General features: G+C 32.8%; 22 protein-coding genes. 17 read left to right on the top strand and 5 right to left on the bottom strand.

Annotated features, from left to right (window positions below):
• The first annotated feature begins 13 nt into the window (after window positions 1-13).
• The 10 genes from JOC75_RS08650 (at window position 14) to JOC75_RS08605 (ending at window position 12,623) form a co-directional block, all read left to right on the top strand.
• Entirely contained in the window at window positions 14-1,315 is a 1,302-nt protein-coding gene (locus tag JOC75_RS08650; protein WP_146948628.1) for an ABC transporter substrate-binding protein, read from the top strand.
• Window positions 1,316-1,368: 53 nt separating this feature from the next.
• Window positions 1,369-2,316, top strand: a complete 948-nt coding sequence (locus JOC75_RS08645) for a carbohydrate ABC transporter permease (protein WP_204953671.1) — start codon at window positions 1,369-1,371, stop codon at window positions 2,314-2,316.
• Window positions 2,313-3,134 carry a carbohydrate ABC transporter permease gene (locus JOC75_RS08640; RefSeq protein WP_204953670.1) on the top strand — a complete coding sequence of 274 codons (822 nt, stop codon included), beginning with the start codon at window positions 2,313-2,315 and terminating at the stop codon, window positions 3,132-3,134. The genes JOC75_RS08645 and JOC75_RS08640 overlap by 4 nt, the downstream gene beginning before the upstream one ends.
• A 24-nt stretch (window positions 3,135-3,158) precedes the next feature.
• Window positions 3,159-4,199: a Gfo/Idh/MocA family protein gene (locus JOC75_RS08635; protein ID WP_204953669.1), complete on the top strand. Its 1,041-nt coding sequence runs from the start codon at window positions 3,159-3,161 to the stop codon at window positions 4,197-4,199.
• A 207-nt stretch (window positions 4,200-4,406) separates the two neighbouring features.
• Window positions 4,407-5,099, top strand: coding sequence for a response regulator transcription factor (locus tag JOC75_RS08630; protein ID WP_204953668.1), 693 nt, complete (start codon window positions 4,407-4,409; stop codon window positions 5,097-5,099).
• Window positions 5,077-7,272, top strand: coding sequence for a HAMP domain-containing sensor histidine kinase (locus JOC75_RS08625; protein WP_204953667.1), 2,196 nt, complete (start codon window positions 5,077-5,079; stop codon window positions 7,270-7,272). The genes JOC75_RS08630 and JOC75_RS08625 overlap by 23 nt, the downstream gene beginning before the upstream one ends.
• Window positions 7,273-7,419: 147 nt before the next feature.
• The gene (locus tag JOC75_RS08620; RefSeq protein WP_204953666.1) at window positions 7,420-8,178 is read left to right on the top strand and encodes an alpha/beta fold hydrolase; all 759 of its coding nucleotides are present in this window, start codon (window positions 7,420-7,422) and stop codon (window positions 8,176-8,178) included.
• A 212-nt stretch (window positions 8,179-8,390) separates the two neighbouring features.
• Window positions 8,391-11,153 carry a phosphoenolpyruvate carboxylase gene (ppc, locus tag JOC75_RS08615; RefSeq protein WP_204953665.1) on the top strand — a complete coding sequence of 921 codons (2,763 nt, stop codon included), beginning with the start codon at window positions 8,391-8,393 and terminating at the stop codon, window positions 11,151-11,153.
• A 416-nt stretch (window positions 11,154-11,569) separates the two neighbouring features.
• Window positions 11,570-11,731: a hypothetical protein gene (locus tag JOC75_RS08610; RefSeq protein WP_204953664.1), complete on the top strand. Its 162-nt coding sequence runs from the start codon at window positions 11,570-11,572 to the stop codon at window positions 11,729-11,731.
• A gap of 256 nt (window positions 11,732-11,987) precedes the next feature.
• On the top strand, window positions 11,988-12,623 hold the full coding sequence (locus JOC75_RS08605) for an FMN-dependent NADH-azoreductase (RefSeq protein ID WP_204953663.1): 636 nt from the start codon (window positions 11,988-11,990) through the stop codon (window positions 12,621-12,623).
• 385 nt (window positions 12,624-13,008) lie between these two features.
• Here the strand turns inward: JOC75_RS08605 and JOC75_RS08600 are convergent, their stop codons facing one another.
• From JOC75_RS08600 to JOC75_RS08590, 3 genes are all read right to left on the bottom strand, one after another.
• Complete coding sequence (locus JOC75_RS08600; RefSeq protein WP_204954242.1) at window positions 13,009-13,185, bottom strand: SE1832 family protein; 177 nt, start codon at window positions 13,183-13,185, stop codon at window positions 13,009-13,011.
• Between the two features lie 126 nt (window positions 13,186-13,311).
• Window positions 13,312-13,491: a hypothetical protein gene (locus JOC75_RS08595; RefSeq protein WP_204953662.1), complete on the bottom strand. Its 180-nt coding sequence runs from the start codon at window positions 13,489-13,491 to the stop codon at window positions 13,312-13,314.
• A 172-nt stretch (window positions 13,492-13,663) separates the two neighbouring features.
• Window positions 13,664-13,849 carry a hypothetical protein gene (locus JOC75_RS08590; RefSeq protein WP_204954241.1) on the bottom strand — a complete coding sequence of 62 codons (186 nt, stop codon included), beginning with the start codon at window positions 13,847-13,849 and terminating at the stop codon, window positions 13,664-13,666.
• Between the two features lie 452 nt (window positions 13,850-14,301).
• Between JOC75_RS08590 and JOC75_RS08585 the strand changes: the two genes are divergently transcribed.
• The 7 genes from JOC75_RS08585 to JOC75_RS08560 all read left to right on the top strand — a co-directional run bounded on the left by JOC75_RS08585 (window position 14,302) and on the right by JOC75_RS08560 (window position 23,617).
• Window positions 14,302-15,219 carry a proline dehydrogenase family protein gene (locus JOC75_RS08585; protein WP_204953661.1) on the top strand — a complete coding sequence of 306 codons (918 nt, stop codon included), beginning with the start codon at window positions 14,302-14,304 and terminating at the stop codon, window positions 15,217-15,219.
• Between the two features lie 61 nt (window positions 15,220-15,280).
• Window positions 15,281-16,828 carry an L-glutamate gamma-semialdehyde dehydrogenase gene (gene pruA, locus JOC75_RS08580; protein WP_204953660.1) on the top strand — a complete coding sequence of 516 codons (1,548 nt, stop codon included), beginning with the start codon at window positions 15,281-15,283 and terminating at the stop codon, window positions 16,826-16,828.
• Between the two features lie 247 nt (window positions 16,829-17,075).
• Complete coding sequence (gene putP / locus JOC75_RS08575) at window positions 17,076-18,539, top strand: sodium/proline symporter PutP (protein WP_204953659.1); 1,464 nt, start codon at window positions 17,076-17,078, stop codon at window positions 18,537-18,539.
• Between the two features lie 521 nt (window positions 18,540-19,060).
• Window positions 19,061-19,189 (top strand): hypothetical protein, encoded by a 129-nt coding sequence (locus JOC75_RS24220; protein WP_275580284.1) that lies wholly within the window; start codon window positions 19,061-19,063, stop codon window positions 19,187-19,189.
• Window positions 19,190-19,308: 119 nt separating this feature from the next.
• Complete coding sequence (locus JOC75_RS08570) at window positions 19,309-20,280, top strand: S8 family peptidase (protein ID WP_204953658.1); 972 nt, start codon at window positions 19,309-19,311, stop codon at window positions 20,278-20,280.
• A 300-nt stretch (window positions 20,281-20,580) separates the two neighbouring features.
• Window positions 20,581-22,065 (top strand): flotillin family protein, encoded by a 1,485-nt coding sequence (locus JOC75_RS08565; RefSeq protein ID WP_239589377.1) that lies wholly within the window; start codon window positions 20,581-20,583, stop codon window positions 22,063-22,065.
• A 319-nt stretch (window positions 22,066-22,384) separates the two neighbouring features.
• A complete protein-coding gene (locus JOC75_RS08560; protein WP_204953657.1) occupies window positions 22,385-23,617 on the top strand; it encodes a PucR family transcriptional regulator in 1,233 nt (410 codons plus the stop codon).
• A 59-nt stretch (window positions 23,618-23,676) separates the two neighbouring features.
• Here the strand turns inward: JOC75_RS08560 and JOC75_RS08555 are convergent, their stop codons facing one another.
• Together JOC75_RS08555 and JOC75_RS08550 are read right to left on the bottom strand one after the other, a co-directional pair.
• A complete protein-coding gene (locus JOC75_RS08555; RefSeq protein ID WP_204953656.1) occupies window positions 23,677-24,852 on the bottom strand; it encodes an MFS transporter in 1,176 nt (391 codons plus the stop codon).
• 616 nt (window positions 24,853-25,468) lie between these two features.
• The gene (locus tag JOC75_RS08550) at window positions 25,469-25,888 is read right to left on the bottom strand and encodes a DUF1801 domain-containing protein (protein WP_204953655.1); all 420 of its coding nucleotides are present in this window, start codon (window positions 25,886-25,888) and stop codon (window positions 25,469-25,471) included.
• Window positions 25,889-25,891: the final 3 nt, after the last annotated feature.

Genomic DNA, 25,891 nt, shown 5'->3' with positions numbered 1-25,891 from the left:
GGGGATGGAAGAATTGAAGAAATTACTTTCCATTTTAACAATTATGGCTGTATTACTACTAACTGCTTGTGGACTTAACGGGGGTGGGTCAACAGCGGAGACTACATCAGATGCAGATTCAAGTAAAACAAATGATGAGAAAAAGACATTAGAATTCTGGCATATTGACACAGGGGAAAAAGAGTTAGTTTATGAAGAAGCAGTTGAGAGATTCAAAGAAAAGCATCCAGATGTTGAAGTAAAGATCCTACAAATTCCTAATGATGCTTACAAACAAAAGTTATCAGTTGCTATGTCTGGTAATGATGCCCCAGACGTATTTCATAGTTGGGGAGGCGGCTGGTTAAAGAACTTTGTTGATCAAGGAAAAGTGTACGATATCACAGAAGAAACGGATAAATCTCACTTTAATGAACTTGCGCTAAACAATGCCACTTTTGATGGTAAGGTATATGGTATGCCTTTAAGCCTTTCGATTGATGTTGTTTTTTATAACAAGGAGATATTTGATAAATACGGATTAAAAGCACCGAAAACATATGATGAGTGGCTTAATGTTATTGATACGTTAAACAAAAACGAAATTATCCCTATTGCTTTAACAAACCAAACAAAATGGCCAGGTGCTTATTATCTAATGAATTTTGCAAGCAGAATTGCCGGTCCTGAACTGTTTGAGAGTGCTTTCAATAGAGAAGGAAAAGGTTTTGATGATCCTGCTTATGTTGAGGCTGGAAAATATATTCAAGAGTTAGTAGAAAGAGATGCCTTCAATCCTGGATTTAACGGTGTTCCATATGATGAAGGTCAAGGTCGTCAGTTAATGTATACTGGTCAGGCTGCAATGATGGATATGACTATCTCATTTTTAAATAATGTAAAACAAGAAGCTCCGGAATTTAAAGAGAAATTAGATTTCTTCTTATTCCCAACACTTCCTAATGGTAAAGGAGATCAAACACATGTGGGAGCAGCAACTGGACCTGTATGGTCAGTAGCACAAAACAGTGAAAATCACGATTTAGCTTCTGAACTTGTTAAAGAATTAACTAGTGCAGAAACAGCTCAAAATTATACAGATAGAACAGGCTCTCTAACAGCAATTAAAGACGTTGTTCCAGCAGATGAATTCACAAAAAGATTTTATGATGTGGTACAACAAGCAACTCATTTACAAATGCCTTATGACCAAACACTTCCTCCTGAATTAGCAGAATTACACAAAGATACAACTCAAGCGATTTTTGGGCTAGACATGACACCTGAAGAAGCAGCAAAAAAAATGGAAGAAAAGGCTAAAGAAGTTTTAAAGTAATAAAAAATAGGAGGGGGTTGTCCCCTCCTGTTTTAGAAAAGGAGTGACTGCTAATGAATACACCTGTAAAAATAGCTGATAGACATGAAGTAGTTGAGCTTAATACAGTTACAAAGTATAAAAAAATCAGAAGTGCATTAACGATTAGCGCATTTGTTGCACCAGCGATTATTATATATGCTGTTTATGTTTTATTTCCTATTATGTCCACTCTTATGTATAGCTTTTATGAATGGGATGGAATGGGTGTAGGAGTATTTGTAGGTTTGCAGAATTATCTTGATCTATTCAAAGATGCTGTTTTTTGGAAATCTCTTACAAATAATACATGGGTAGTATTAACTTCAGTTTTTGCTCAAATTCCTCTTGGTTTAATCATGGCATTAATGTTATTTGCACCTATTAAAGGTATAAAATTCTTTAGTAGTGTTTATTTCTTTCCATTTCTCATGTCAACTGTAGCCATCGGATTGTTATGGGTACTAATGTTTGATCCGTTAAATGGGGTAATTAATAGCATAATAAATGTATTTGGATTTGAAAACGTTTCATGGCTAAGTGAAACGAATACCGCATTATTTGCTGTGTTATTAGTTATTGTTTGGCAATTCTCCCCATTTTATATGATTCTTTTTAAAGCTGCGATTGTTGGAATACCTGGCGAATTATATGAAGCAGCTGAAATTGATGGTGCTAGTTCTTTTCAAAAGTTTTTTAACATTACATTACCACTTCTAATGCCAACGATCGTAAGCTCCTCTATTTTAGCTATTGTAGGATCATTAAAAGCATTTGATATTTTCTATATTATGACAGGTGGAGGTCCTAATCACGGAACGGAATTACTGGGAACATATATGTTTAAGCAAGCATTTATTAACTTTAACATGGGCTATGCAAGTGCAATTGCTTTTATTATGTTCTTTTTAGCTCTATTCGTTACTATTATTATTCAGGTTATGGATCATTTTCGCAAAAAGAAAGGAGCCTACGGAATATGATAATGAGGTTAAAGAAACTACCCCTTTATATGATTGCTTTTATGTTGTTAATTTTCACGGGTTTTCCTTTCATTTACATGATTTCAACTTCTCTCAAATCACGTAGTCATTTTTTTGAGGAACCATTTGCGTTATTTTCATCGTTTAGTTTAGAAAACTTCACATCAGTTTTTGAAATGGGATTAACCCGATACTTCATAAATAGTATTTTTGTATCAATTATAGCTGTGATTATTGTCATGTTTGTAGCTGCATTGGCAAGCTACCCTTTAAGTAGGATGAAATTCAAATTAAACAAAGTTCTATTCCTACTATTTATATCAGGAATGATGCTACCTATTCATGCCACGCTTATTCCGATCTTTAAACTTACACAAAGCATGGGAGTATTTGATACGATATGGGCATTATTGGGACCTTATATTGCATTTAGTCTCCCTATCTCAATTTTTATTTTAACTCAATTTATGCAGGAAATTCCTAAATCATTAGAAGAGGCAGCAAAAATGGATGGTTGTAACCACTTCGGGATTTTCTGGAGAGTGATTCTCCCTATGTTAACACCAGCTTTAATGACGGTGTTGATCTATAACTTTATCCATCTTTGGAACGAATTTATTTTTGCACTTGTTTTAATTTCAAGCCCAGAAAACATGACATTACCTTTAGGATTACAAGACTTTAAAGGAGAATTCTCAGTAAATATACCAGGACTTATGGCCGCCTTAACATTAGCAAGCTTGCCTATTCTTGTTGTTTATCTTTTCTCTCAAGAGAAAGTTGTAAAAGGTTTAGCAGGTGGGGCCGTAAAAGGATAAAACAAAAAATGGAGGTAGGTAATGATGACAAAAATCAAGGTTGGAGTTATTGGCTGTGGAAGTATCGCAAGAAGACGTCATTTAATTGAGTATGCAAAAAATGAGAATGTAGATATAGTAGCAGTGTGTGATGTTGTGAAGTCACGTGCAATTGAAATGGCTGAAAAATATGGTGCAAATGGATTTGAACAATACGAAGAAGTTATTAAACTTGCAGAAGTAGATGTGATAAGTGTTTGTTTACCTAATAATCTTCATGCTCCAGTTTCAATTGCTGCTTTAAATGCCGGGAAACATGTTCTTTGTGAGAAACCTATGGCAACTTCAAGAGAAGAAGCAGAAAAAATGATAGAAGCAGCTAAACAAAATGACAAAATATTAATGATAGCGCATAATCAACGCTTTGTATCATCTCACCAGAAAGCAAAACAAATAATAGAAAGCGGTGAGATAGGAAAGATTTATAGTTTTCGAACAACATTTGGTCATCCTGGACCAGAGAGGTGGAGCATTGATGGGAGAAATAGCTGGTTCTTTGAAAAAGAACAGGCATTCATTGGTGCATTAGGTGATTTAGGTGTCCATAAATCAGATTTAATTCGTTATTTATTGGGAGATGTAGCGGAGGTTAGTGCATTTGTTGAGACATCCTCAAAGGAAGATACAAAGGTAGACGATAACGCAGTGGTGATTTTGAAAATGGAGTCTGGTGTAATTGGAACATTAGCAGCTAGTTGGTCATATGTATCCGGTGGAGACAACTCTACTATTATATACGCTGAAAATGCTGTTTTAAGATTAGAAGATGACCCAGATCATTCACTAATTGTCCAATATAAGACTGGGGAGGTTGTGAAGTATCAATTAGACAAAATCCAAACAAATGATGAAGGCGGTCAAACGAATACACATGTTATTGATCACTTTATTGAATCTATCATAAATAAAAAAACACCACTGGTCACTGGGGAAGAAGGTAAAAAATCACTTGAAGTAATTTTAGCAGCACTTGAAGCTAATCAGACAAAAAAGGTAGTGAAGGTAAATGAAATCCCTGTATTATAGGCACCAAATAAAAAAGTGAGTCCTCTTGGCTCACTTTTTCTCTTTTTTTAATAAAAATATACGTTAAAAAACACTCAAATAAGAGAATGTCTATTCTTAAGAATTTCTTCAATATTTCCCTACCCTTCTGTTAAGAACTCTTGTTTATACTAAGAACAATCTCAACAAATATAACTCATGGTATACTTTGGAAAGGAGGATGAAAAGATGAATAATTATACCGTTTTAGTAGTAGACGATGATAAAGAAATTCGCGAAGCGATTGAGATATATTTAAGAAATGAAGGTATGACAGTTATTACCGCACAAGATGGTATTGAGGCAATTGAACGTTTAAATGAACAAGAAGTTCATTTGATTTTGTTAGATATCATGATGCCCCGAATGGATGGTATATCAACTACATTTAAAATTAGAGAACAAAAAAACATCCCAATCATTATGCTTAGTGCAAAAAGTGAAGATACAGACAAGATTTTAGGACTACAGGTTGGTGCAGATGATTATATTACAAAGCCATTTAATCCTTTAGAACTAATTGCAAGAGTTAAATCACAGTTAAGAAGATATGTAACATTAGGACCTTTTGAAGGAAGAAATAAATCGATTGATCTTAATGGACTAACAATCGATCAGGCTGCTAAAGAGGTTGCTGTTGGTGGTGAACCGGTAAAGTTAACTCCGATTGAATATAAAATTGTTGAACTGCTTATGGTTAATGCAGGGCATGTTTTTTCTATCTCTGAAATTTATGAAAGAGTATGGAAGGAACCTTGCTATAATGCTGAAAATACAGTTGCCGTGCATATACGTAAAATTCGCGAAAAAATAGAAATTGACCCTAAAAATCCAAGATATTTGAAGGTGGTATGGGGAATTGGATACAAGATGGAAAAATAGATCTCTACTAATTTTATGGCTAGTTTTATTTACATATGGAATAAGTGGTGTTCTTTCGGTTCTTAATAATAATTATGATTTTGAGAAACAAAGTTATTTTAAAACCTCACAATTTGAACATACAATAGATGAGCTGCTTACATATGTAAATACATTTGAAATATCAAATGTGCCTAAAGAAGAAATAAAAAAATCAATTACAGTAACGAATGAAGAAATTGAAGAGCACCGATATCGGTATGGGGATTTACAAGATCAAATAATGAGCATTGAAGATCAATATGAATCAAGAATTGAAGAAGCTCAGTCTGAACAAGTGGCTGAATTATATCGAACTGAAAGAGATAAGAAGATAGAGGACATTACAAAAAACTTTGAAAGTGATGAGCATATTAAAGAAAAAATCATCATTGAAAGAGAGCAAGAAATTGATGTGTATTTTGAAGAACTTGAAACCTATAAAAGTGAATATCAGTCATACAAGGAAGCATTTTTCTATTATTTAAGAAACACAGCAACTGGAGAAGTTTATACAAATTTACCTATTTCAGATAGTAAAGAAATTGACAAATATATTAATGAAGAAACAACACACTTTATCAATAAATACCCTTCAAAATCTAACACATATTTGTCATTGAATAATAACTATGTACTTTATCTAGATGAGGGAATACCCAATGAAGTTAATTTGAACTTAGATGATCTTTATGAAGGTACAATAGCTGTGAAAAAATCAGAAAGCACTAACTTTATTTTAGCTAATTATGATGAATTCAAAAACCAGCAGAAGCTGTTTTGGGGAAAAGTAATCGCTGCAATTATAGCTTTGTTTATAAGTGTTTTTATTGGAAAGAAACTAAGTATCATGAATCGAATCCAATCAAGTCGTTTAAAGGTAATTGCCGAGAAACTACCCATAGATGTTGCATGTCTCTTTTTTGGATTTACAACACTTGTTTGCTTATTATTTTTTAACTCATTACATTCTATATATTCTGACTTTATGTGGTTTATCTTTGAACTAGGATGGTTATCATTATTTGTTGGTTTATCTCTTGTTCAAGGAATCTATTTATATCCTAGAGTTATGAATGTTTTTTCTCAAAAAGAAAACCTAGAAAATACACTTACAAGTAAATTCATTAATATGGTTCAATTGGCCTTTGTGAAAAAAGGTGTAGGTTGGCAAGTGTCTATCTTATTAACAATTGTTTTTGTGTTTGGAGCAGGATTTGGTCTCGTACTTTATGAACCAGAGCTTTTACTTGTTTATATACCTGTATTTATCGTTTTAGGTTTACCTATTTTCTTACTAATTGTGAAAAGAACTGCATATTTTAATGAGATAACAAGTAATACAAATGCTTTAGCAAAAGGTCACTTTGAGCCGGATTTAAAAATAACTGGAAAATCTGTGTTGGCAAAGCTTGCTGAAGATATAAATAGCATGAAACATGGTGTGAAAAGGTCTCAAAAAGAACAAGTAAAAAGTGAGCGTTTAAAAACAGAATTGATTACAAATGTTAGTCATGATTTACGGACTCCATTAACATCAATCATCACATATTCTGAGCTTTTAAAGAATCCTAATTTAGAAGAAGATGAACGGAAAACATATATTGAAATTATTGATCGTAAATCAAAAAGATTAAAAAGTCTGATTGATGATTTATTTGAAGCGTCAAAAATGGCTAGTGGAAATATTGAACTGTCAAAAGCAAAAGTAGATGTTGTTCAGCTACTACAGCAAGCTCTTGCTGAGTATAACGAAAGTATTCAGGAGTCAACAATACAATTTAGAGTGATGAAACCAGAAGGCTCTGTTTTTTCATATGTAGATGGTCAGAAACTATGGCGAGTTTTTGATAATTTAATTGGCAATATTCTTAAATATTCACTAGAGCATACAAGAGCTTATATCCAAGTGAAGGAAGAAAATAATCAAGTATGTATTACATTTAAGAATATATCGAAATATGAACTGAACGATGATGTTGAAGAATTATTTGAAAGGTTCAAAAGAGGAGATAAATCACGGCAAACGGAAGGATCAGGATTAGGTCTAGCGATAGCTAAGTCAATCATAGATCTCCATGAAGGTCAACTTAATATTGATGTGGATGGGGACTTATATAAAGTAACAATTTTGCTGAATAAAATAGAAGAATAAATTTTTATGTTAGGGGTCAGACAGGGGTCTGACCCCTTTTATGATTTTAATTACATAAACTTAACGAGTTATATATAATCCCTTTACATTTTTTCTCTAAAATTGTATTGAATATTAATTTATCACACATCTTTCTATGGAGGAGTAATGAAAGAAAATATTATATTTATTCATGGATTAACTGGCAATCAGCGTGCATTTAATAAACAAATGAATTATTTTAAAGGTAAATATAATACATATTCTTATAATTTACTAGGACATGGCGATGATAGAGGAAAACGGGTTGATTTTTCATTGGATAAATTAGTACAACAATTAGAAGAGTTTTATGAAAATAAAGGAATTGATGTAGCTCATCTTTGTGCACTTAGCTATGGCTGTTATCCTGGTACAATTTTTACAACAAAATGGAAATATAAAGTGAGTAGTTTATGCTTTATTGGTGGACACTACAATTTCCCTTCACGATTATTAGAGGTGTTCATGCACTATTGGCATAATCGTGATGAGGATTATTCAACATGGTTAAAGAAATATACAAATGCGATCTACCCAAAAGGGAATGTATTTGATCATTATTCAACCCTTTCACAGAAAATTTATTATAAGTTTGGACTTGAGTTAGAAGAGACCATTTTGCAACGAGCGATTGAACATAGATTATTGTATGATTTGCGTAGTGATCTTCAAAAATTGGAAGTGCCTATTTTATGGGTTATGGGGGAACATGACTATTTATATAAATCATCCTTAAAAGAATTAAACAAGGACATTCCCCATGTGATTTATAGAGAAATAAAATATGCTGGTCATGCCGCAAACTTATATCGACCTAATTGCTTTAAAGATATATATGAAGAATTCTTAGTACAACATCAACAAGAAAAAACGCATAACTATTAATAATTGTAATAATATGGTTTTTATCCGAGGTGTGAAATAGTAATTGAGTATAGTTTCAACTAATTAATGCATTTATTAGATGGGAATTCTTTAAATGATCTTATTTTAGTATAGATTTATAGATTTAAGGATGAAATTTTTTTCAAAAGATGATATGATAGAATTATCTTAAAATTTCATAGACTAACAAATATTTAGAGGAAGGTGACACGATGACATCAAGAGTCGAAATAAATGATAGTAGTTTACCGCTACGTAAGGATGTAAAAGCACTAGGACATATATTAGGTGAGATCATTGTACATCATGGTGGTACCGAGCTACTTGAAAAAGTAGAAAAACTAAGAATGATGGCGAAAGATCTTCGAAATAACTTTGATAAAAAAATATATGATGAAATGAAAAATGAAATAGTAAATTTAGATCCACCAATGAGAAAACAAGTTATTCGAGCATTTTCAATCTATTTCCATTTAATTAATGCTGCAGAATCTAATCATCGAATTCGCAGACGTCGTGAATATCAGCTTCAAGATGATCATGTTGTACAATCTGCCTCAATTGAGAGTGCACTTTTATCATTAAAGGAAAATGAAATTGATGAGGCTACAATTCAAAATGTACTGAATACGTTATCATTAGAACTTATTATAACTGCACATCCAACAGAAGCAACTAAACGCTCTGTTATAGATATTCAAAAGCGTATTGGCATGATCTTAAAAAGTCTAGATAACCCAATTTTAACAAAGAAAGAACGCAAAAAGTTAGAAGATAGCTTACTTAATGAAGTAACAATTCTTTGGCAAACAGATGAATTACGTCATCGTAAGCCAACTGTAATGGATGAAGTACGCAATGGTTTATATTATTTTGACCAAACGTTTTTTGATGTGTTACCAGATATCCACCAAGATTTAGAAGAAGGTTTAGGAGAACAATTTCCTGATCATAAATGGAATGTTCCTAACTTCCTTAGATTTGGATCATGGATTGGCGGAGACCGAGATGGTAATCCTAATGTAACTCCAGAAGTTTCATGGGAAACGTTAGAAAGTCACAGAGAATTAGCAGTTAAGAAGTATAAAGAATCTTTAACTGAATTAATGAAGCGCTTTAGTCACTCGATTACTCGTGTTGAAGTTAGTGAAGAGTTATTTGCTAATGTGGAAGAAGAAGAGCAAGTTTATTTACAAAGTGGAAAACAATGGCCAGTAGAAACGGAAGTTTACCGTCGTAAACTTGCTGTCGTTTTAGTGCGCCTAGAAGAAGTAGGTAAAACTGAATTAGGTTATAAATCTTCAGATGAGCTATTAGAAGATCTATATCTAATTCAAAGAAGTGTGAATAAGCACCAACCAGCACAACGTGAGTTGAAAATGCTGAAAAAATTAATACGTCAAGTTCAATTATTTGGATTCCATTTAGCTACATTAGATATTCGTAACCATAGTGGTGAGCATGAAGCTGCTATAACGGAAATTTTAAGAAAAGTTAAAGTTGCAGATGATTATTCAACACTTTCAGAGGAAGAAAAACTAAAAACCTTAGAAAATGTTTTAAAAGATCCACGTCCAGTTCTTCTATTAAATGAAGATTATTCGAAAGAAACGCAAGAAATGATTAAAGTATTTACGATGATTAAAAAAGCGCATGATACTTTTGGGAAGAACTCAATTCTTGTATATCTTGTTAGTATGACACAATCTGCAAGTGATTTACTTGAGGTATTGGTACTTGCTAAAGAAGCTGGAATTTACAGATTACATGTTGATGGTAGTGTAGAGAGTGATTTAAATGTAGCTCCTCTTCTTGAAACTGTTGATGATTTAATTGCAGGTCCAAAAATTATGGAAACATTATTTACAATGGATGTTTACCGAAATCATTTGACAATTCATGGTGATTCACAAGAAATTATGCTTGGTTATTCAGATGGTAGTAAAGATGGTGGAACAATTACTGCTAACTGGAAGCTATATAAAGCGCAATTAGAAATTCATGATATGGCAAAACGTCATAATATCGGCTTAAAGTTCTTCCACGGACGTGGTGGGTCATTAGGACGTGGAGGCGGTCCGTTAAATCGCAGCATTCTTTCACAGCCAGCTGAAACATTAGGTGATGGAGTGAAAATCACAGAGCAGGGTGAAGTGTTATCTTCACGTTATTTAAGTGAGGATATTGCATATCGTAGTTTAGAACAAGCAACATCTACATTGCTAGAAGCATCTGTTAATTTATCAGAGGGATCTGAGCAAAAACATTTACGTGAACAAGCTTGGGAAAATGCGATGGAAGAGATTTCAAATGTTTCTCTTAAAAAGTATCAATCATTAGTATTTAATGATCCTGACTTTTTAACATACTTTACAGAAGCGACTCCATTAAATGAATTAGCTGAACTAAATATTGGTTCACGTCCAATGAAACGTAAAAACCGAAATCGTTTTGAAGATCTGCGAGCAATTCCATGGGTATTTGCATGGACTCAAAGTCGTCAGCTTTTACCAGCTTGGTATGCAGCAGGTTCAGGTTTAGAAAGCTTTGCATCAAAAGGTGAAGAAAACTTAAAATTATTACAACGCATGTATAGTGAATGGACATTTTTCCGTTCGACAATTGATAACTTACAAATGGCGTTAATGAAAGCAGACATTACAACAGCAACTGAGTACACTTCACTTGTTAAAGATAAAGCAATTGCAGACCGTATTTTTGGGAATATTGTTGAAGAATATAATAAAACGAAAACAATTCTACTCCAAATTTCCGGTGATGAGGAACTATTAGATCATACACCAAATATTAAAGAATCTGTTCACAGACGTAATCCTTATGTGGATCCGTTAAACTTCTTACAAGTTGAACTGATTAAAGAGCTTCGTGAACAAGAAGAACCTAATGATGAGTTACTAACAGAAGTATTATTAACTATTAGCGGTATTGCTGCAGGTTTAAGAAATACTGGTTGATTTTATATTTTTTAGGGACTATCGATTACTATCGATAGTCTTTTTTTGTTTCTTGAAAACAAATTGGTCATTTAAAAAAGTATGAAAAACTATAATCCTATACTTGATTTTGTCATGTCTCTCTATTATAAAAAATCAGTATGTATATGAACAGAAATGTGTAAGTAAATCTTACGTCATTTCAATGATAAATAATTTTTAAAAATGTGTTTATATACAGTCGTATAATCAAAATCATCTATGTAGACCATTGGGAGATAACTTATAAATTTAAATACGATAATGAGCATATAATATAGAATTTAAACCAAAATAAACATGCTACATAGTAATATTATTTTTGGGCTTTACAAAAATAATACCGCTTTCAATGTGTATAAATAGTAAAATAGTATCATAAAAGGGAATTTTAGGAGGTGAAGAATTGGAGCAAAACCCATTACATCAATGATGGTAGTGTACAAGCTAATGATGCTGATTACAATGCTAGCAATGAAACCCAAGAAGCATTTGAACTAACAGATGAAATGCGAAAGAATATTGCTGTAAATCCTTACAATGCTAATGTTGCTGAATGAAATTCATTAAGGGATATGTCTTTTTAGACAAATCCCTTCTTTATTTACATTTTGTGTTGTATACATTCTTTCAAAGTAAAAGATAAATCTCATATGTTAGAAATTATTTTTAAGATAATAAAACATTTGACATTCAGAAACATCTTTAATAAAATTATCTCGAGTTAAAAATACTTTAAATAAAAATAATATAAATATGTATTTTTTATTTATTTTTGATTAAAAATAAGTCGACAAAATAAAAGGAGAATGACTAATGGCAAAAATATTATACATTACAGCACATCCGCATGATGAAGCACAATCATTTAGTATGGCAGCAGGAAAAGCTTTTATTGATTCATATAAAGAAGCAAATTCTAGTGATGAAATTGTTCACATTGATTTGTATAAAGAGGATATTCCACATATTGATGTTGATGTATTTAGTGGGTGGGGTAAGCTACAAACTGGAAATGCTTTTGATGAATTATCAGATGAAGAAAAAGCAAAGGTGAGCCGACTAAGCGAATTATGTGAGCAATTTATTTCTGGAGATAAATATGTATTTGTAACACCTTTGTGGAACTTCTCATTTCCTCCAGTAATGAAAGCATATATCGACTCAGTGGCTGTTTCAGGTAAAACATTCAAATATACTGAGCAAGGACCAGTAGGATTATTAACAGATAAAAAAGCACTTCATATTCAAGCGCGTGGTGGAATTTATTCTGAAGGACCAGCAGCTGAGTTAGAGATGGGTCATCGCTATTTAAATGTTATTATGAATTTCTTTGGTGTGCCATCATTTGAAGGATTATTCATTGAAGGACATGCTGCAATGCCAGATAAGGCAGAAGAAATTAAAGCTAATGGAATTGCTCGTGCAAAGGATTTAGCAAAGACATTTTAAGATGTAAAATCTAACTAGCTATTAAAACTAAAGAGGCTGGGACATAAGTATTTAAGTTAATGAAAAACCCGAATTATTAGGTGATATTTCAATTAAACATTCGCCTAATAGTCCGGGTTTTAATTTGCCCTCTTCAATAGATTTATTATTTTGCATACTATTTTTAAGAACTAGTAGAATGGAGCGAAAGACACTAGGGCACATACGGGAATAGAGGAAAGGCTGAGACCTAAGCAGGCGTGGCTGAGGAGGCTCAGCTTCTTCCCCAGCGAACGCGAGTGTCTGTAGCGCAATGGAACGAACTTGTTTCTTTCTGCTTAACTGAATTTATATTTATCGTCTATTTGTAAGACTCCTTTACTTATGTTCCAGCCTCTTTTTTAATTTATTTGCTATTTAAAGTCATTCTATATTTTTTAATTTCTTCTTCAATTTCATTTAATTTCAACTCAAGTTGTTCTGTTGAGTGGCCAGTAGACTCTAGTTTCTCAATATTTCCTTGGACTTTAATATACTCCATTTTTAATTCATCAATTTTTTGATTAATCTCATTTGGCGACAAAATATATTCTCCTCTCTTGCTAGTCAAATTTTTATATTATTTATAGTAACAACTCAATGAAAATAAGTAAAAAGCAACCATTCAATACAGATAGATGGTTGCTTTTGCTTATTATATATCTTTTTATTAGTAAGCGTTTTCATAAATCACACCTTTAAATGTGATTTTAAATGTAGTTTGTTTATCTCTTAATGATTTCTTCTTTAGTTCTTTTATTCTTTTTACAGCTTCTGTCATACCAGATGCACTGATTTTCTGTTCTGTCGTTTCATTTCCATTATCAATTAAAAAAACAAAGTGCTTCATTTGTTGCTCCTCCTAAGATGTTCTTTTATTTTTTTGTCATAGTAATGTTTAATTTTTTTAAGATAGTTACATTATAAAATAAATTGAAGATGATTTGTGTAAGTGCTTTCAAAAAAATATGAACAATTTGTGAATGCGTTTTCATAAATGGGTTTTAGTGAAGGATTCTTCACTAAAATAAATATATGGCAAAAGCAATGATAATTGAAATAGCAAGAATGATATAGATAAGTGAAAGTCTTGAGATGTTTCCTTTTGTTTTCTCATCATAGTTATTATCACCTTTGCCACCCAATAAAACGGTTCCTAACAAAGCTAGAACACCAATTACAACAACTAACATCATAAGTATTTTCATAAGTTACTCCTTTTATACAAGAATTTTCAAATTTAATTTTAATGAGTTAATGAATGATCTTACTTAAAGAAGAGGTCAACAATATTTTAGCCTATCTTTGAAGTTATTTCTATTATACTAGTTAACTGAACAATTATGAATCTTTCAAAAGATGTTTAAAACTCCCTCCACAATGCTGATATACAGTAGCTAATGTTGAATGAAGAAAAATGTCGAGGTTTAACAGATTAATAAGTGTGGAATGGTATTTATATAACATACTCATTGAGTAGTTCAAGTACTTGAAATAAACAGAAGAAGCGCTTCTTTACAAGTTATTGTGTTCTACACACAAGGGAAAGTCAAAATCTTTGTATTTTTGATACATTGTTACAGTTGATGCACAAATGTAAAATATATTTAAGAAAACAATATGAAATTCATATTCTGTTTCTTTTATGGAGGTGTTTATAGTGCAGGTCAATTCAAGAGATTTTTTCCTTTTTCTATCAAAAAATAAAACGTTGAACCGTGCCGCTCAAAGTTGGGGTGGTGGTATAGCCTCCGGTAAAATTGTGGGTGGAATTGATTTTCCTAGCTCTGTAAAATTCATCAAAGAGTTAAATGAAGAAGGACTTTCAGTTACAGTAGATCATTTAGGAGAGTTTGTTACAAGTGAATCTGTTGCAAAAGAACGAACAGAGGAATGTATTCAAACTATAGAAACAATAGCTGCTCAAAAAATTAATTCTCAAGTTTCTCTAAAGCTAACTTCTTTAGGCTTAGATATTAATGATCAATTAGTTTATGAGAATATGACTAAAATTCTAGATACTGCTGAAAAGCATCAAATAATGGTCACAATTGATATGGAAGATGAACAACGTTGTCAGAAAACACTTGATATATTTAAAGATTTTAAGCAAAGCTACAATTATATTAGTACAGTTTTACAAGCGTATCTTTATCGCACAGCAAAAGATATTGATGATTTAAATGAATATCATCCTTCACTGAGATTGGTAAAAGGTGCATATAAGGAATCAGCAGATGTAGCATTTCCTGAAAAGTCAGATGTTGATGATAATTTCAAGAAAATAATTAACATGCATTTGTTAAATGGAAATTTCACTGCAATTGCGACACATGATGATGAAATTATTGAATATACAAAAAGCTTAGTAGATAAACATAATATTCCTAAAAACCAGTTTGAGTTTCAAATGCTATATGGCATGAGAACAACAACTCAAAAGGAATTGGTGAAAGATGGATATAACATGCGAGTTTATATTCCATATGGTCAAGACTGGTATGGATATTTTATGAGACGCTTAGCTGAACGCCCAGCGAATCTTGCTTTCGTACTTAAGGGAATGACGAAAAAATAACTTTATAAATCTATTAGAAAAAATAGAAACTAATAATAACAACAAAGGAGAGTCGATTTGCATGACAACAGCTTACAAACATGAACCATTCACAGATTTTAACAATGAGGAAAACCGTAATTTATTTCAACAAGCATTAGCTAATGTGAATGAAATGATGGGAAAAGAATATCCACTAGTCATTAATGGTGAAAGAGTTACAACAGATGATGCGATTGTTTCTTACAACCCTGCAAATAAAGAAGAGGTTGTTGGAAAAGTTTCAAAAGCAAATAAAGAACATGCTGAACAAGCGATTCAAGCAGCATCTGAAGCGTTTGAAGATTGGAGATATTGGAATCCAGAGGAAAGAGCAAATATTTTATTTAGAGCAGCAGCAATTATTCGTCGGAAAAAGCACGACTTTTCGGCACTATTAGTAAAAGAAGGTGGAAAGCCTTGGAAAGAGGCAGATGCTGATACGGCTGAAGCAATCGATTTTTTAGAGTATTATGGAAGACAAATGATTGAATTAGCAAAAGGTAAGCCGATCAATAGCCGTGAAGGTGAAATCAACCAATATGTATATACGCCAACAGGTGTAACAGTTGTTATCTCACCATGGAACTTCTTGTTTGCAATTATGGCTGGAACTGTTGCTGCTCCAATTGTCACAGGTAATACAGTTGTTTTAAAACCTGCTAGTACAACACCAGTTATTGCAGCACTATTTGTTGAAGTACTTGAGGAAGCTGGCTTACCAAAAGGTGTAGTAAACTTTGTTCCTGGTAGTGGAGCTGAAGTTGGTGACTATTTAGTTGATCATCCAAAAACAAGTCTTATTACATTCACAGGTTCACGTGAAGTAGGTACCCGTATTTTTGAACGTGCTGCTAAGGTTCAAGAAGGACAAATGCATTTAAAACGTGTCATTGTAGAAATGGGTGGTAAAGATACTGTTGTTGTTGATAAAGACTGTGATATAGAGCTTGCGGCTCAATCTATCTTTACTTCTGCATTCGGTTTTTCAGGTCAGAAATGCTCTGCAGGCTCACGTGCTGTTGTTCATGAAGATGTATATGATCAAGTTCTTCAAAGAGTAGTAGAAATTACTGAAGAAAAAATAGTAGGTAATCCTGAAAATGCTGACACTTATATGGGGCCAGTTATTGATCAAGCTTCATTTGATAAAATTATGGATTATGTTCGTGTAGGTAATGAAGAAGGACGCTTAATGACTGGTGGTAAAGGTGATGATTCAAAAGGTTACTTTATTCAACCAACAATCTTCGCTGATCTTGATCCAAAATCTCGTTTAATGCAGGAAGAAATCTTTGGTCCTGTTGTTGGCTTTTCAAAAGCAGCTGATTTTGATGAAGCTCTTAAAATTGCAAACAACACAGAATATGGTTTAACAGGTGCTGTTATTACTAGAAATAGAAAGCATATTGAACGTGCAAAACAAGAATTCCATGTAGGAAATTTATATTTCAATCGAAATTGTACAGGAGCAATCGTTGGCTATCACCCATTTGGTGGATTCAAAATGTCAGGTACAGACTCAAAAGCTGGCGGTCCAGATTATTTAGCTCTACACATGCAAGCTAAAACAATAAGTGAAATGCTGTAAAAAGTATTGAAATATAATAGAAAGCAGTAAAAAACTGCTTTCTATTATATTCATTATATAGTATATTTATACAGTGATATTAATAGAAAGAGAGAAAATACGCAACTATTCATAGCTGATGAATGATAGATTAATGTATTTTTGAAGAAATTAATAACTTAAAATTAATAACTAACCATTGTGGAAATGATTCCTACAATGGTAGTTTTTATATAAATATACTAGTAGTTGGATGGCGGGGGATAGGATGGTTAACTTACAGTTAATTATTTCGGTTATTGTTTACATGGTTGGGATGCTCTTTATCGGTTATTATGCTTATAAACGAACTTCAAATCTAACAGATTATATGCTAGGTGGGCGATCACTTGGACCAGCTGTTACAGCGTTAAGTGCTGGTGCTTCTGATATGAGTGGTTGGCTATTAATGGGTTTACCTGGTGCAATGTTTGCAACAGGATTGAGTTCTGCATGGATCGTGATAGGTCTTACATTAGGTGCATGGGCAAATTGGCTTTATGTTGCACCAAGATTACGTACATATACAGAGTTTGCGAATGATTCTATCACAATTCCTGCTTTCCTGGAAAATAGATTTAATGATTCTACGAAAATTCTCCGGTTATTTTCAGGTGTAATTATCTTAATTTTCTTTACCTTCTATGTTTCCTCTGGGATGGTTTCAGGTGGGGTATTATTTAACAGTATTTTAAACTTAGAATACCATACAGGATTATGGATCATAACAGGTGTTGTTGTAGCTTACACATTATTTGGTGGCTTTCTTGCAGTTAGCTGGACTGACTTTGTGCAAGGAATCATAATGATTATTGCGTTAGTTTTAGTGCCAATCGTGACAATCTTTCATATTGGTAATCCTTCAGATGCTATATCGGAAATTCGTTCGATCGATTTTGCTTTATTAGATATTTTTAAGGGAACAAGTTTACTTGGAATTATTTCTTTATTTGCCTGGGGTCTTGGATATTTCGGTCAACCACATATCATTGTTCGTTTTATGGCTATTTCATCAGTAAAGGAAATTAAAAAAGCTAGACGAATTGGTATGAGCTGGATGATTTTTTCAAGCATAGGTGCCATGTTAACTGGTTTTCTTGGAATTGCCTACTACTCAAAACAGGGTCTAGAAATCAGTGATCCGGAAACAATCTTTATTGAGCTAGGAAATATCTTGTTTCATCCTATCATCACTGGATTTTTAATTTCAGCAATATTGGCAGCAGTTATGAGTACAATTTCTTCACAGCTTCTTGTCACATCAAGCTCACTAACAGAGGATTTATATAAAACATTTTTCCGTAGATCAGCAACAGATAAAGAACTCGTATTTGTTGGACGACTTTCAGTATTAGCTGTTTCCATTTTAGCACTATGGCTTGCATGGGAACAAAATAATACAATATTAGGTCTTGTTAGTTATGCATGGGCGGGCTTTGGTGCAGCCTTTGGACCTGTGATAATCTTAAGTCTTTATTGGGTAAGAATGACAAAATGGGGAGCACTGGCTGGAATGGTTATGGGAGCTTTAACTGTTATCATTTGGTCAAACTTAGGTTTATCTGAAATCATGTATGAAATCGTTCCAGGATTTGCGGCTAGTTTGTTAGCTATCTATCTTGTAAGTATATTTACATCAAAGCCCTCTATACATGAGGTAGCGAAATTTGATGAATTTACAAAATCAATGTAACAGGTAGTTGCATTATGAAAAAAGCCTGCTTCTAGAAGAGATTGCAGGCTTTTTCCTATTTACTAGTCGAGAAAGAGTAATGTTTCTTTACAAAAGCAATACCCAGAAAAATTGAAGGGAAATGATCTTGCTCTAGGGTAATCGATAAGAAATACTTAGGTAACAAGGCAATATGGCATAGCCCTCTTTATATACCAATTATCCTTCTTTCATGAATAATCTTAAATGAGAGTAGGAATTTAGGTAGATATGAGATGGTTTTACCCAGTATAATTGTACGAAAATTCAGTAAAATGATGTTAATCACCATGAAAAGTGGTACAATCATAGTGACAAATATTCCATAATTATCCTTATTAGATTGTTCCAAAATCGGAAAGCGTTAGCATAAGTTTTTCAACTTTTTGAACAACCTCTAATAGTACCTAGGAGTCTAGTCATGATCATAACCTTAGCTCACTCTACCAGTCATATTTGTCACTGTGTAGGGTTATTTTTGTCTAAAAAAGGGGGTGTTAATTGTGTTGGAGTGGTTAGAGCTGCTTCTCAAAGTGTTAGTTGCTGCTGCCACATTGTTCTCTTCCATCACACTAGGGATGAAAAATTTAAATGATTTAAAGCGTAAAAAAAAGAAAAAGCGCCTCCTATAAGGAAGGCGTTAGGAATAACAATTTTTCATTTATATTATAGCAAATTAATGATTAGGTGTTTAGGTGCGAATGGAATTTATGGAATATTGTCTTCATCATAATTAAAGGGAGGCTTATTTATGAGCTATGTTCATTTAATTCCGTACACAGTCCAATCTATTATAAAAAGCACGAAAGAAATACCGCCCGGAATTCAGTTAATTAATGCACCTTTTTCTTGGGATCACGGATACAAAGGTGAGGGTGTCGTGATTGCTGTTTTAGATACTGGATGTGAATCAAATCATTCTGAATTAAGAGAACAAATTATTGATGGAAAAAATTTTACAACAGATGATCAAGGTGATTCAACTAATTTTGAGGATTACAATGGTCATGGAACACATGTATGTGGAACAATTTGTGCAGCTAGAAATGAAAGTGGTGTAGTTGGGGTAGCACCAAATGCTAAACTTTTGGTTATTAAGGTTTTAAATGAAAAGGGGTATGGAGAAACAAAATGGGTGATAGAAGGTATAAGATATGCTATGAATTGGCGTGGTCCAAAGGGTGAAAAAGTCAGAATTATTTCCATGTCACTAGGAAGCAGTGAAGATAGTATAGAGCTTCACAAAATAATACAAAAAGCAATAAATAGTAATATTCTTGTTATTTGCGCAGCTGGTAATGAAGGAGACGGAAATCACGAAACGAACGAATTTGCATATCCAGGAGCATATCCAGAAGTTGTACAAGTTGGCTCAGTAAATTTACAGAAGCAGATATCTGTATTTAGTAATACGAATACTGAAGTTGATCTTGTTGCACCAGGTGAAGAAATCCTCTCAACATATCTGAACAATGAATTTGCCGTATTATCAGGAACCTCAATGGCAACACCACATATTTCTGCAGCAGCAGCTCTAATCATCCAACAATGTGAACAAGAATTTGAACGCTTTCTTACAGAATCCGAAAGCTATGCACAAATTATTAAAAGAACAGTTGAGTTAGATGTTAGTAGACGTTATCAAGGAAATGGCTTATTAGATTTATCAATAGGCTTCAAGTCTAGGTATAAACAGGATGATCAATTGACTGTTTTGAAATAGATTGTTATAGTCAATCTTTTATTTCCAATATCGTAAAAAATAAAATATAAAAAAGGTGCTTCTTCTAATGAGAGAGGAAGCACCTTTTTTATATTTCGTAGGAGTTCAAAGGTAAGATATTAGATTTAGTTAGCTTATTTGTCAGAGGCTGGCGAGTACCTGACATTTTCTTATAAGTTTTTAATATTTTGAAACTTTCCAGCTATCTCTTCGTATTACATATTGTGGATAATTAATAGCTATTATGATTCCTTTTGAAGCTAAATATTTTAATAAATACATATTAAGGAGGAAGATTACATGTTTACTACAATAGGCTTTTTTATGATTGTAATTCCAATTTTAATAATCGGTGCAATTGCTGGGATTGGTTACTTTTTCTGGGTGAAAATTCGTTATCGAACAGCACGATCTAATCAGGCTTTAATAATTACAGGTCCAAAGCTAGGTGATCCTGAAAAAGAAACTAATATCTTCACTGATCTTGAAGGTCGTTCTATGAAGATTATAAGAGGTGGCGGCTATCGCTTAAGACGCTTTCAAACTTCAACACCTGTTAATTTAACGTCTTTTCAATTAAAACTATCAACACCTAGGGTATATACAAATGGTGGTGTTCCAATTGTTGCTGATGCAGTTGCGATGGTAAAGGTTGCTGATACTTTAAATGGAATAGCTAATTATGCCGAGCAATTTTTAGGCAAAGAACAGGATGAAATCGAATCAGAAATTATTGAGGTTCTTGGAAGCAACCTCCGTGCTATTCTTTCTAAAATGACAGTTGAAGATATTAATAGTGATCGAGAAAAATTCAATCATGATGTATCAGAGGTTGCACAAAAGCAATTAGATTTAATGGGCTTTAAAATTACCTCATTAGGTTTAACTGATTTACGTGATGCAGATGAAGAGAATGGATACTTAGAAAATCTAGGGCGTCCAAGGATTGCAGAGGTACGCAAATTAGCTGAAATTGCTGAAGCAAATAGTGAGCGTGAAACACGAATTCATAGAGCACAAACTGATCAAGAAGCAAAAGAAGAAGAATATAAGCGACAAATTGCCGTGGCAGAATCTAAAAAAGAGAAGGATATTAAAGATGCAGCATTTAAGGAAGAAACAGAGCGTGCTAGAGCAAAATCAGAACAATCTTATGAATTAGAAAAAGCTAAATTATCTAAAGAGGTAAAGGAAGAAGAATTAACATTAAAATTCCTTGAGAGAGAGCGTGCTGTTAAATTAGAGGAAGAAGAAACAAAGGTTCGTAAAACAAAAGCAGATGCTGAATATTATGAAACAACAAGAAAAGCAGAAGCAGAGGCTCGGAAAGCAGAAATTGATGGAGAAGCAAAAGCAAAAATTCGCAGAGAAGAAGGATCTGCAGAAGCAGACGTTATTCGTGAACGCGGTAAGGCAGAAGCTGAAGCTCGTAAGCTTTTAGCTGAAGCTATGGAAAAACACGGTGATGTTATTATTACTGAAAAGCTAATTGAAATGCTACCTGTTTTTGCAGAGAAAATTGCTCAACCACTTAACAATATTGATTCTGTCAAAATTATTGATTCTGGAAATGGTCAAGGTTTACCGAACTTTGGTAAAAGTATTACCAAGACAATGGTTGATATTCAAGAGCCTTTAAAGGAAATGACAGGAATTGATATGGGTGCCTTGTTAAAATCATATGCTGATCGAACAAATAAAACTTCAAACCATATTACTGTTAATGAAGCAGCGAAAATTGATAATGAGTATATAGATGGAGATGTAAATGAAAATGAAAAGTAGAGCATTACTGTAAAAAGGGAGACACTTTGATGTCTTCCTTTTTTCATGAAGTATTTTTGAAGGATATTAATCTAGAAGAATTGATGATATCGGTAACATTGCTTTTTTATAAAGGCTGATTCCTATAACGTTGTTGCTTTAAGTAACTTTAAGAGACTGCATTGTATACAGTTTAGAGGCATCTTTTTTAATTGTCATTGAATCCTTCATAAAAGGAAAAGATAAAAACGTTGTAATATTTTCTCACAAAGATGCTATACATTTTTGCTTTTGCACAGTATGATAAATGGTAAATATAACCGATGTAGGAGCTAGATATATGGACGAGCTATTAGAACAGATTTTATCTTTATCAGATATTAATGAAGTCATCGATTATGTTAGTAATGGTTTAAAAAAACCAGTTATCTTAGAAAGTGACCATTTTTTTCTATTGGCGTATAACTCTTACTATGTTGAACATTTTGATATTGCAAATCAGAAAACTATTTTCTCTAAAAAATGCCCTTTACATATATTTGAAAAGTTTGTTGAGACGGGTATAATTGATCAGCTGAAAACAACAGAAAAGCCCTTTCGAATAAGTGAAATGAATGATATAGGGCTAAATAAGCGAGTTGTGACTAGTGCAACGTATAAGGATACTATTATGGGCTATATTTGGGTTCAGGAGATTGAAGAGGAACTAACGGAAGAAGAATTGGAATTCTTACATAAAGTATCCTTTCATGTTGGGAAAATCATTTATAGAAAAAACAAAATCAAACAACAGAAAGCAGAAGAAATTGAGAATTTTTTTAGAAAGGCTATAAATTTCAGTTTTAAAAATGAAAAAGAGCTTAGATGGGAGGCTTCTCAGTTAGACATTATTTTACCTTCAATTTTTAATATAATGGTTGTTAATGCAATTGAAGCTGAGGAAGAGCTTGTAGAAGAATTAAAGGAAACGATTCGCTCTTATTTAAATTTGAAGGATAATACAAGTCATGTTTTAGTTAATCAGACAAATATTGTGATTATTGTTGGCTGCTATTCACTTAAATATTCACCAGTAGCTACATCTTTGCAAATTATTGAAAATCTACTAACAAACTTTGATGAAAATCGTTATTCAAACATATATATAGGTGTTGGTAATGAATATCAAACTATTTTATCTTTACAAAATAGCTATGAGGAAGCGTTAGAAGTAGTGAATATTGCAGAAGAAATTGGTACACAGGAAAACGTTCCATATGAATATGATAAAATGGGTATATTCCGATATCTTGATGTGATAAAGAATAAGAATAACAAAAACAACTATCAAAATAAAAACCTACAAATTCTTCAAGCAAAAGATCGTGAAAGTCAAACTGAATTAGTGAAAACACTTGAATACTATTTAGTTAATAATTGTAAGCTTAAACCTACTGCTGAGCAAATGTTTATTCACCTTAACACACTTAATTATCGATTGAAACAAATAACAGAGCTAACCTCAATCGATTTTTCAGATTTCAATCAAAAGTGTCAGTTATATCTTGATTTGATGTTAAATAAAAAATTATAGCCTTATTGTCGTTACTAAAATAAAAAACAGGCCAATGTATACGAGGCCTGTTCTTTACTTTATAAAGATGATGTAATACGATTCGTTTGCTTTTCTACACTAACGAATTTACTATAAATCATTAGAAGTACTGCACCGAATATTGCAGCACAGCCAATTAATAAATACAATGAGAATACGCTGTAGGTATCAATAAATTTACCACCTATCAAGGCACTTATCATACCAGAGTAGCCAAAGAATACGGAAATCAATAAAACATGTCCTGTTGATTGTAGTCGTGCAGGAACAATTTTTGTTACATAGGAAAGGGCAACTGTAAAAAATACACCAAATGTAACACCGTGAAGCAATTGATAAAAAATTAATTCAACTGAGCTTGAAGCAAATGACATACCAATAAAACGGATACCATATAATAGCGCAGCAAAGATGATAAAAGTTAGATCTTTATATTTTCTGTACCAATAACCACTTGTGAAAAACACGAGCACTTCGGTTGCAACACCCCAAAAGAAAGCCCAGCCAATTGTCGTTTCCGTCCCACCAACTTTTTGTATAAACACACTAAGATAAAGATCGTTTGCTCTATGACCTAAAGTAATAAATAAAACGATAATTAAAAAGACTGTAAATCGTATGCTTTTTAAGAGAAGGAAAGCATCCTTAAAATTGACTTTACTATCAGAACCACCTGTTACTTTTATGTCAGTTAGGAAAATCCCGATGATAAAAACGCTAACACAGAAGAACATAAATGGTATAACAATATTGTCTACACCAAGATAACTTAATAAATAACCTATCGTAATACTTGAAATTCCGTAACCGAGTGAGCCCCACATGCGAATACTTCCAAAACTTATATTCATTTTATCAGCTGTTTTTTGAGAAAGACTATCACTCAATCCGCCAGTTGGAGCTAAGAAAAAGAATAAGCAATATATTAAAATAGCCATTGCTGTAAAGCTATCAAGCTGAAAAAATACAAATCCTGAAAAAAGCATACCAGCTATACAAAATAACAAGACTTTTTTTATACTTCTAATTTTGTCGCTAACGTACCCGCCGATAGGTTCAGAAAGTAAAGAAGCAAAAGGTCCAATTGCTAGTAGCATTCCAACCTCAGTAGCAGAGTAGCCTTTATGTAATAAGTAGATTGGTAAATAAGAAGTACATATAAAACCAATTGCTTGGATGAAAAATAAAAATAATTTTAATGGTGTTGTTTTCATAGATGTTTGTCACAAGCCTTTCAAAAATATAAATTGAGGAATGGTAAAGTCGTTGTTCTTTAAGGAAACCGATTTCGTAAATGAATGAAAAAAGAAATGAAAAGTAGGTATAATCTATTTGCTTTAACGATTATACCTACTAATATAGCAATAATCAACAGATTTATCTTCAAAATAAGAAATCGGTTTCTCATTATTGAATATACTATACTTACGTTTTATATATAACCAATAGTTAGAATGCGAATCGACTTTTTAACCAAAATTTGGAGTGAAAACAGTGTTTCCACTATAAGTAAACTCTTTTATGAAGAAAAGATGCCCCTAGACGTAATACAGTGCTGATTGCTTCGAGTATTTAAAAGCATCAAAGTTTGCGAAAACAGCCCTTAACAAAAAAGAAACCGAACAATGGTTGTAGGTGCAGTGCGACCTTGAAGTAAATTCTGCTTTCTGTGGGAAGCTGGCAAGCCTCCCATTGCTAAGCACTGTAGGGTCTAGTTGTTACTTTTTATCCAACAAAAATCAACGTATATATTACTTAGTTCAGAATTCTTGTTAATTCCTTAAGATATGTCCCAGCCTCTTTTTCTAGATAATGCTCAAGAGAATTTTGTTACTCTGGATATGTTTTTTGTAAAAAATGAACAGATTGAGTGATTAATTCTTTTAAGACCTCTATATCAATATCAGCGACTTTATTAATATACACACAAGCCTTACCTGATTTGTGTTTGCCAAATCTTTCGAGTAATTGATCTCTTTTAGTATCACCTGTTGCAAAATACAAACTGAAGTTAGCTTTACGTGGGGAAAAGCCAACTAATGGTGCATCACCTTCATGTCCTGTTTGATATTTGTAATGATATCTTCCGAATCCAATAATACTTGATCCCCACATTTTTGCTTCAAAGCCTGTTGTTTCTGAGAAAATATCTAGCAATTTATAAGCATCTTCACGTTTTTTCGGGTTCTCTACTTGTTCAATGAAATCCATCACATTATGATCATTCTGTTTTGTTTTCAGTTCATACAAATG

Source organism: Metabacillus crassostreae (assembly GCF_016908395.1).
Taxonomy (GTDB): domain Bacteria; phylum Bacillota; class Bacilli; order Bacillales; family Bacillaceae; genus Metabacillus; species Metabacillus crassostreae.
Note: the sequence above shows the minus strand (reverse complement) of the source record. Positions and strands in the feature narration are given on the sequence as shown.